Source organism: uncultured Eudoraea sp., assembly GCF_947258525.1.
Lineage (GTDB): Bacteria > Bacteroidota > Bacteroidia > Flavobacteriales > Flavobacteriaceae > Eudoraea.
In genome coordinates, this window is sequence record NZ_CAMYIP010000138.1 from 1 (window position 1) to 8,566 (window position 8,566).

The 8,566-nt window shown below is 39.0% G+C and carries 7 protein-coding genes and 1 tRNA gene; 2 read left to right on the forward strand and 6 right to left on the reverse strand.

The window, feature by feature from the left end; all coding sequences use genetic code 11:
• Positions 1 to 303: hypothetical protein (locus Q0X89_RS10510; RefSeq protein WP_297693884.1), on the reverse strand; the 303-nt coding region annotated here is incomplete at its 3' end.
• Positions 304 to 337: 34 nt separating this feature from the next.
• Positions 338 to 859 carry a glycine zipper family protein gene (locus Q0X89_RS10515; protein ID WP_297693886.1) on the reverse strand — a complete coding sequence of 174 codons (522 nt, stop codon included), beginning with the start codon at positions 857 to 859 and terminating at the stop codon, positions 338 to 340.
• A gap of 243 nt (positions 860 to 1,102) precedes the next feature.
• On the opposite strand from Q0X89_RS10515, the gene Q0X89_RS10520 reads away from it, so the two are divergent.
• Positions 1,103 to 2,671 carry a M28 family peptidase gene (locus Q0X89_RS10520; protein ID WP_297693888.1) on the forward strand — a complete coding sequence of 523 codons (1,569 nt, stop codon included), beginning with the start codon at positions 1,103 to 1,105 and terminating at the stop codon, positions 2,669 to 2,671.
• A 98-nt stretch (positions 2,672 to 2,769) separates the two neighbouring features.
• Here the strand turns inward: Q0X89_RS10520 and Q0X89_RS10525 are convergent.
• Positions 2,770 to 2,845 (reverse strand) — tRNA-His (locus Q0X89_RS10525).
• A 257-nt stretch (positions 2,846 to 3,102) separates the two neighbouring features.
• On the opposite strand from Q0X89_RS10525, the gene Q0X89_RS10530 reads away from it, so the two are divergent.
• On the forward strand, positions 3,103 to 5,193 hold the full coding sequence (locus Q0X89_RS10530) for a tetratricopeptide repeat-containing sensor histidine kinase (protein ID WP_297693890.1): 2,091 nt from the start codon (positions 3,103 to 3,105) through the stop codon (positions 5,191 to 5,193).
• Here Q0X89_RS10530 and bshB1 read toward each other — a convergent pair.
• From bshB1 to Q0X89_RS10545, 3 genes are read right to left on the reverse strand one after another with little or no spacing between them, the layout of a single operon-like run.
• Positions 5,190 to 5,912, reverse strand: coding sequence for a bacillithiol biosynthesis deacetylase BshB1 (gene bshB1, locus Q0X89_RS10535; RefSeq protein ID WP_297693892.1), 723 nt, complete (start codon positions 5,910 to 5,912; stop codon positions 5,190 to 5,192). The two genes, Q0X89_RS10530 and bshB1, sit on opposite strands and share 4 nt — an antisense overlap.
• 22 nt (positions 5,913 to 5,934) lie before the next feature.
• Positions 5,935 to 7,110: an aminotransferase class I/II-fold pyridoxal phosphate-dependent enzyme gene (locus Q0X89_RS10540; RefSeq protein WP_297693894.1), complete on the reverse strand. Its 1,176-nt coding sequence runs from the start codon at positions 7,108 to 7,110 to the stop codon at positions 5,935 to 5,937.
• A gap of 36 nt (positions 7,111 to 7,146) precedes the next feature.
• The gene (locus Q0X89_RS10545; RefSeq protein WP_297693896.1) at positions 7,147 to 8,556 is read right to left on the reverse strand and encodes an MATE family efflux transporter; all 1,410 of its coding nucleotides are present in this window, start codon (positions 8,554 to 8,556) and stop codon (positions 7,147 to 7,149) included.
• Between the last annotated feature and the right edge of the window lie 10 nt (positions 8,557 to 8,566).

Consider the following 8,566-nt stretch of genomic DNA (forward strand, 5'->3'; position numbering starts at 1 on the left):
TATCAGAGCCTCGCGGGTTCCTTCACTCAGCTCGTCCAGGCTATTTAAGGGTACTACATGTATAAACTCAAAGTTATCCTGAATATGTGTAAAATAGTTAAAGTCCTGTACCTGGTTCTCGGCCAGATAATTTTTAAGATCTGCCAGAGACATTTCATACTCATCTGCCAATGCCGGAGAAACTTTATCCTCACGAATCAACAGTAGGTTCATATTCTCCTCCATATTCTGACCAAAGGCATTCACCATTAGTAAAAACATAAAAAGAGTATTGAAGTAAATTTTTATAGAAGTAATCTTCATAATAATTGATTTAATAATTATACGGTTAAGGTTATTAATTTACGCTATACCCTTTGCCCTGCAGGCATGCGCTGTATGCTTTTTTAAAGCTATTCATCATGTCAGCTTCTGCCTGGTCTGCTGCCTGGTTGTTTGCTTGCTGCTGTTGTGACCTGCCAACTCTGCTTCTTCTGCGCCCTGCTATAGCACCAGAAGCCGCTCCAATAGCGGCACCTTTTCCGGCATCCCCTGCAATAGCCCCTATTGCCACACCGGCTAATGCTCCACGGGCAGCACCACCAACCGCAGCTCCGTCCGGTCCGGTTTGTACTTGTTGAGCTTGAACTTGTGGCGGATTTAAAGGATCTATACCACTTTGCTGAACGCCCCATTGATAACAATAAGACTCATCATCTGCTTGTTGCTCAGCACTCTGTTCTTGGGCAGGAAATACATATAAGCCCACTTTTTTGGAAACCATAGCTCCGAGAGACTGTTCCTGCGAAAATGTATTAAAAATAGCTCCTGTTAATAATAAGAATAACACCATTAAATTTTTGGATAAAGGTAATTTCATAGTAGAATTTTATTTTGTTAGTTCAAATTTTTATCAAATAAATTTAGAGGATAAATGTATTAAGAATATTCTCTTAAACATAGAGGAAAGCACAAATAAAGCTTAAATTCATTCCCTTTACTAAAACTAATTTCCTGAATTTGGAATTGACATAAATCTTATTTGTTTGAATATCTCGTGATACAAATTCATTTTCTTTTCACTATTTTTGGGAAATTTTTAAAAGCCCTGGATACCTATACTATGAAAATAATATCATCGACTCTTATTGCACTGGCATTTGCCTGCAACACCTCACAAAAAACAGTGCAGGAACAACAGGGTGCCTCAAGTTCAAGACTTCAGGCAGACCCCAAGATTTACGCGGCAACTATTACAGAAAAAGAGCTGAAGGAACATTTATATATCTACGCCTCCGATGAATTTGAAGGGAGAGAAACAGGAGAACCAGGACAAAAAAAAGCCGTGGACTATATAAAATCCAATTATGAGATAATGGAAATCCGGGCAGCTAAAGAAGATGGCGATTATTTTCAGAAAGTCCCATTGGAATTCCCCAAATTACCTGTCGGTTCCATAACGGCAGGTGCAACTGAATATCAAATAGGCACGGATTTTTTAACTTTTACGCCTATGGAAGGGAACTTTGACGAAATTGTTTATGCGGGATATGGTATAGAAGATAAAGGTTACTCAGATTATGAAGGCTTGGATGTATCCGGTAAACTAATATTGATAAAGTCAGGTGAGCCCGCAAATAATGATGGGACCTATGTAATTTCCGGCAGTTCTAAAAAATCTGCCTGGAGCAACAGATCTGAGGCCCCTGGTGATAAACTGAAGTTAGCCAGAAGTAAAGGAGCTAAAGGGATACTTTATTATGATCCTGACAATTACGATCGTTACCAAAGATATTATGATTATTTAAAAGGCAGCGACAGAATTAAAATGCAACTTGAAGTTAAAGATTACGATGCCGCATTAGTTTTCCCGGGTGAAAACATGATAAAGAATATTTTTCCTGCCATAAAGGAAACGCAGACTTCAGGGCATATTCCGCTACCCATATCTTTTAGGGTTAGGAGTAATAATAAGATGGTATCCTCCGAAAATGTTGTGGCCATTATTCCTGGATTTGAAAAGCCTGAAGAGTACGTAGTTATCTCCTCACATTTAGATCATATCGGCGTAAATAAAAATGGTGATATCAATAATGGCGCAGATGACGACGGTTCTGGGACGGTTGCTATGCTTGAAATAGCAGAGGCTTTTAAACAAGCTGCAAATACAGGTAACGTACCAAGAAGATCTATAGTTTTCCTTCATGTTACAGGCGAGGAAAAAGGATTGCTTGGATCAAAGTACTACACGGATAACGATCCTATATTCCCGCTTTCTCAGACTGTGGCCAACCTGAATATAGATATGATAGGGCGCATTGACCCTAAACATGAGAAGCAAAGAAATTATGTCTATCTGATTGGATCAGATAAACTAAGTTCGGAACTTCACACCCTGTCCGAAGAGGTAAATGATAAGTATGCACAGCTGCAATTAGATTACACCTATAATGATGAAAATGATCCGAATCGTTTTTACTACAGAAGTGATCATTATAATTTTGCCAAGAATAATGTTCCAATTATCTTTTACTTCACAGGAACACATGAGGATTATCACAGACCGGGCGATACCCCTGACAAAATAAACTATGATTTACTGGAGGACCGAACACGTCTGATTTTTTATACGGCCTGGGAAATAGCTAACCGAGAAGATCGTATTGAGGCAGATATCGACCCCTCCAAATAAAAGATTATTCGATGTACTATTTTTCAATTTCTATGAGAATTGAAAATAACAAAAAAATAAGCCCTACCTTTTAAGATAGGGCCTTATTTATAAATTCAGGGTGGAAGACCGGTTTCGAACCGGCGACCTCTGGAACCACAATCCAGCGCTCTAACCAGCTGAGCTACAACCACCATTTGCAAGCGCTGGCAAAGGTAATTTTTTTTACGCATTGTTTCAAACTATACTCCTGATATTTTTAGAAAATCCAACTGTATCAATAGAGGTAAGATTGCAGCCCCAATTCGTCGTAATTTGATGGAGGGTAGTCATTTCATGGATGAAATACACTCAAATGTCGATAAAACACACAAAAATTGGCGTTTCACAACATTAATTAGACCATTGTACTTTCCGAATGTACTTTTAATAACAGAATTGGTTAATAACCTATGCCCTTATTTTTAACCTACATCCGGAAACTCTGTAATGTCTGCATGACGTATATCGTGATTGCAATACTTCTTTTATGCGGGAATCAAAATACCTACGGACAACAGAAAAAACAAGAAGAACTAAAAGATAGTATAAGAGACTTCAGGGCTAACAAAAACTTCTCGCCAAAGGATACCCTTTATATTGACCTCTTAAACAAATTAGGATCTGAGCTGAGGTATTATAATACAGATAGCCTTTTGCTTCTTTCAGAGGAGGCACTTCAATTGAGCCTTGAATCCGGTTACAGAGAGGGCGAATGCAGATCCAGGTTACGCCTGGGAGATTACTACTCAGATAAGGGAGATTCAGATAAAGCAATTAGTTATTATGCTGCTGGTCACGAGATTGCAGAAGAACTTGGCAACAAGGACTTAAGCCTTAGAATCATAAATAACCTTGCAGGTGAAAATGCCTATAAGGGTGACTATGCCAGTGCCTTAACGGGGTACTTGCAAGGTATAGAAATTGCCGAAGAAATAGGGAACCAATCGATGTTGTCTATTATGAATGAAAACATTGCCAACCTGTATGCCTCTCAAAAGGACTATACACAATCTCTCGATTTTTACAAAAAAGTTAAAAAAATTAATGGTGAACTGGGAGATGAAGTTATCATGGCAGAGACTTTGAGCAATTTAGCATCTGTCTATGCAGATATGGGCAAACTAGACTATGCAATGTTTAATATCAATAAAAGTATTGCCATTTTTGAAAAGCACAAGATCTTGGATTGGTTGGCGTTTACATATGAAATTAAGGGTAAGGTATATCTTAAAGAAAATAAATACAAATGGGCGCTTTACTGGTATAACCAAAGTGAAATGCTTCATAAAAATTTGGATGATGACCGGGGTAAAATCGACTTGTTTAATGGTATGGCTGAAGCATTCCTGGGGCAGGGTAAGGATAGTATCTCTGAAAATTTTGCTCAACAGGCCTATGAAATATCTGATCGGATACAATTTCTTGAAGGTACCCAAAAATGCGCCTTTACACTTTATAGAATAAATAAAAATAAGAAGAGTTATGTGAATGCGCTAAAATTTCACGAACTCTATCAACAATTGTCAGATACACTTTCCAGAAATGAAAACAAAAAGAGTCTGACGATGCTGAAGACCAAAACAGAATATGATAATCAAAAGCAAATGCTGATTGAAGAAAACGAGAAGGCATTAGCGGAACAACAGCGCTATGTGAATGCTGCCCTTGTTATATTGATGATATTTATGGTAGTCACCTATGTTGTGCATAGAGGGCAAAAAATTCAAAAACACCTAAATAGTGAATTGCAAGCCAAGCAAGTGATCCTCGAAAAAAGAGAGATTGAACTTGAGAACAGCAATGAAACAAAAACCAAACTATTCTCAATCATAGGTCACGACCTGAGAGGTCCTGTGGGTGCCTTACAGGAACTGCTTAGGCTTTATTCGGATGGAGATATAGATACGGAAGAGTTTTTGGAGTTTGTACCAAAACTAAAGGAAGATGTTGATCATATTTCATTTACCTTAAACAACCTTCTAAGCTGGGGTCATACCCAAATGAACGGTGCAGTAACCAAACCTTCACTAATGGCCCTTGAATCCCTTGTTTCTGAGAATATTAAATTATTATCTGAAATAGCTAAAAAGAAGTCAATAAAAATAGTTAGCGAACTTACTGAAAATACACTAACCTGGTCCGATAGCAATCAAATAGATATTGTTGTGAGGAACCTTATCAGCAATGCACTAAAGTTCACGCCTCAAAATGGTATGATTACAATATCTGCACGCGAACGTGATAATTTATGGGAGGTTTCAATTAAAGATACAGGTGTAGGAATGGATAAGATTACTGTGAAGAATTTATTTGAGAAGAATTCCAATATCACTACTTACGGAACCAATAATGAAAAAGGAACCGGACTTGGACTATCTCTATGCAAAGAAATGGTCGAAAAGAACGGTGGTAGTATTTGGGTGGAAAGTGCGCTTCGCAAAGGCAGTTGTTTCTTTTTCACACTACCAAAAAGGGAGAAAAGCTATAGTCAGGCTGTTTAAAAAATATCCCAAAGATTATTTACCGCAATCTGTCGTTCCACATTGAATCCTTCAGCGTGTTCAACACCTACCAAACGTCCTAGATCCCGTGCTCTGTAAGCTATACTGTCTGTAAAGTTTTTACTGCTAATCGGTGTATTAGGTTCTTTACTCTTCGGATCGTAAAATTGAGATGCGTAGGCAGAAATCGCATCCATTTTTTTAGTAATAAAGCCGGAAACATCAACAACAAAATCGGGGTCCAGGTTTTTCCATTGAATATAATGATACACTTGTTTTGGCCGCCATGCTTGCTGCCACTCGTCATCTCCCGGTAATTTTGAGTCTATTTTTACGAGTCCACTAAGAAAACAGGCATCACTTACCAATTTACTTCCCTTTGCATGATCTATATGCCGGTCTTCAATTGCATTGCACAATACAATGTCCGGCTGGTATTTTCTTACCATTTGAATCACCGCCAATTGGTGCTTTTTATCATTTATAAAAAATCCATCGGCGAATTCTAGGTTTTCGCGAACTGCGATCCCCAATATTTTGGCAGCTTTTTCTGCCTCCTGGTCTCTGATTTCGGGAGTACCTCTTGTACCGAGTTCCCCCCTGGTCATATCCACAATGCCAACTTTTTTGCCATGCGCAGTTGCTTTGGCTATCGTTGCACCAGCTCCTAACTCAGCATCATCAGGATGTGCTCCAAAAACTAAAATATCTAATTTCATATGGTAATAATCTGGTATTTGTCTAGCTCTTTAATGCGGGTTGAGATACTTTTATTTCTCTCAAAGCCTGTTCTATATCCTTTATCAGATCTTCGGGTTCTTCTATCCCTATGGAAAAGCGAATTAATCCGTCGGAAATTCCCTGTTTATATCGGTCTTCTTCTGATAAGAGCGCGTGTGAAGTCTGAGTTGGAGATAACATTGTACTTTCAACCCCTGCCAAACTCATTGATGATTTAATAAGTTTAAGTGCCTTTCTAAATTCTGTGGCATCTATAGCTTCTATTAGTTCAAAGGAAAGCATTCCACCAAAGCCATGCATCTGTGATTTTGCCAAAGCATGGTCAGGATGAGATTTCAGGCCCGGATAGTATACCTTCTTAATATTTGCATTTCCATCCAGGTATTCTGCCAGGTGCATGGCATTTTTATTTTGTTGTTTAACACGGATTCCCATCGTCTTAATACTGCGTTCTAATAGCCATACGGTATAATCGCTAAGACTGCCACCGAGGTTTATTGCCAATTGAAAAATACGTTCCATATTTGAACGGGACGAAGCAACAGCACCTGCACAAATATCTGAGTGTCCTCCCATGTATTTTGTAGCACTATGGATGATCACGTCAATGCCGAAATCAATCGGATTTTGATTTACCGGACTGGCAAATGTATTATCGATCATTGAGACTAGCTTATATTTCTTTGTCAGCTCTGCTATAGCCGCAAGATCGGTGATTGTCAACAAGGGGTTTGATGGGGTTTCAACATAAATGACTTTGGTGTTTTCCCTGATTTTTGCTTCGAAATCTGAAGGTTTAAGGCCTTCAGTGAATGAATATGAAATTCCAAAATTTTCAAATTGTTTTGTAATCAAATTATATGTCCCTCCATACAGCATATTTTGCAATACCACATGATCCCCGGCTTTCAAAAAGGCCAAAAGAGCAGTGCTTACCGCAGCCATTCCACTACCAAATATCATGGCATCTTCCGCATGTTCGAGGGCGGCTATTTTTTCTGACAGCGCTTTTTGATTAGGCGTGTTGAAATACCTCGGATATCTTTTTATATCGACATCTTCAAAGGCATACGAAGTGCTCATGTATAAAGGTGAAACTGCTCCTTTGTACTGGGTATCCTCCAATTCCCCGACATGGGTGCAAATTGTATTGATTCCTTGTTTCTTATATTCCATATAAAATTTTTCAATTTATAAAGTTACAAAAATAGGCTATACCTGAACTTTTTTCCAATAGCCCTTTTTAAACCAGATGATAGCTATAACAGATAGCATAACTTCAGCCAGGGTAATTGCAAGAAAGACCCCTAAAGCCCCTAATTCAAAAGTAATGGCGGCCAGATATGCAAAGGGCAATTGAAATACCCAAAAAGCTATGAAATTTATTTTGGTAGGGGTCTTTGTGTCGCCAGCCCCATTAAAGGCCTGGGATATTACCATACCATAGGCATAAAAAAGATATCCTGCAGCTACAATTCGTAAACAAAGAGAACCATTCTCAATAACCGTATTCACCTCAGTGAATAATCCTATAATCTCGCCTGCAAACAATAAATAAATCACAGATACGCTAAGCATGAAAATAGCATTATACTTCCCGGTAATCCAAACAGATTTTTCTGCCCTTTCCGGTTGTTTTGCTCCTAAATTTTGTCCTACTAAGGTAGCGGCGGCATTACTCATGCCCCATGCAGGCATAAATGTAAACATCATCACCCGGATAGCAATGGTATATCCGGCGAGCACTTCGCTTCCAAATTCAGACATCAGTCTCATCAGGAATACCCAACTGGAAGTACCGATCAGGAATTGAGCTATACCTCCCATGGAGACCTGCACCAGGTTGAGCATTACCTTAAAACGAAGAAGAATATCCTGCACACCCAGTTTTATTCTGCTCCACCCAAAGAAAAGAATGGCAAATTGAAATAAAACAGCTGTTCCTCTTCCAATGTTCGTTGCTATAGCGGCACCCATCACTCCGAATTCTGGAACAGGCCCCCATCCAAAAATAAAAATAGGGTCTAGAATTATGTTCAGACCATTAGATAATACAAGGGTCCACATTGCAATGGAGGCATCTCCTGCTCCTCTGAATATGGCGTTGATCAGAAATAGGAGAACAATGGTAATATTGCCCCCTATCAGTAATTGTGTATAACCGTAACCCTCAGCAATTAAATCGGGCTCCCCTCCCATAAGCGCCAGGATTTCCTTTGCAAATAAGAAGCCTACGCTGCCAATGCACAGGGCCACCACTATACCTAAAATAATGGCTTGCATAGCAGCTTCCCTGGCACCGCGAAGATCCTTCTCCCCTATCCTGCGCGCTACGACCGCTGTAGCAGCCATACTAAGACCAATGGCAATTGCATAAACCAGGGTTATTACGGATTCGGTAAGGCCAATTGTGGCTACCGCATTTACACTTACCTGAGATACATAGGCTATATCAACAATAGCAAAAATAGATTCCATCATCATCTCCAGGATCATGGGTATGGAAAGCATAAATATCGCTTTGCGAATACTACCGGTTGTAAATTCGGTTTCCTTACCGGTTACGGCAATAATAAAATTCTTGAAAAGCTTATTTAATGAAAGTTTATTTTGATGTGCCATTTATAAAAAA

Coding starts and splice junctions, on each gene's coding strand:
- Q0X89_RS10515 (WP_297693886.1), bottom strand. CDS start 859: ATGAAATTACCTTTATCCAAAAATTTAATGGTGTTATTCTTATTATTA.
- Q0X89_RS10520 (WP_297693888.1), top strand. CDS start 1,103: ATGAAAATAATATCATCGACTCTTATTGCACTGGCATTTGCCTGCAAC.
- Q0X89_RS10530 (WP_297693890.1), top strand. CDS start 3,103: ATGCCCTTATTTTTAACCTACATCCGGAAACTCTGTAATGTCTGCATG.
- bshB1 (WP_297693892.1), bottom strand. CDS start 5,912: ATGAAATTAGATATTTTAGTTTTTGGAGCACATCCTGATGATGCTGAG.
- Q0X89_RS10540 (WP_297693894.1), bottom strand. CDS start 7,110: ATGGAATATAAGAAACAAGGAATCAATACAATTTGCACCCATGTCGGG.
- Q0X89_RS10545 (WP_297693896.1), bottom strand. CDS start 8,556: ATGGCACATCAAAATAAACTTTCATTAAATAAGCTTTTCAAGAATTTT.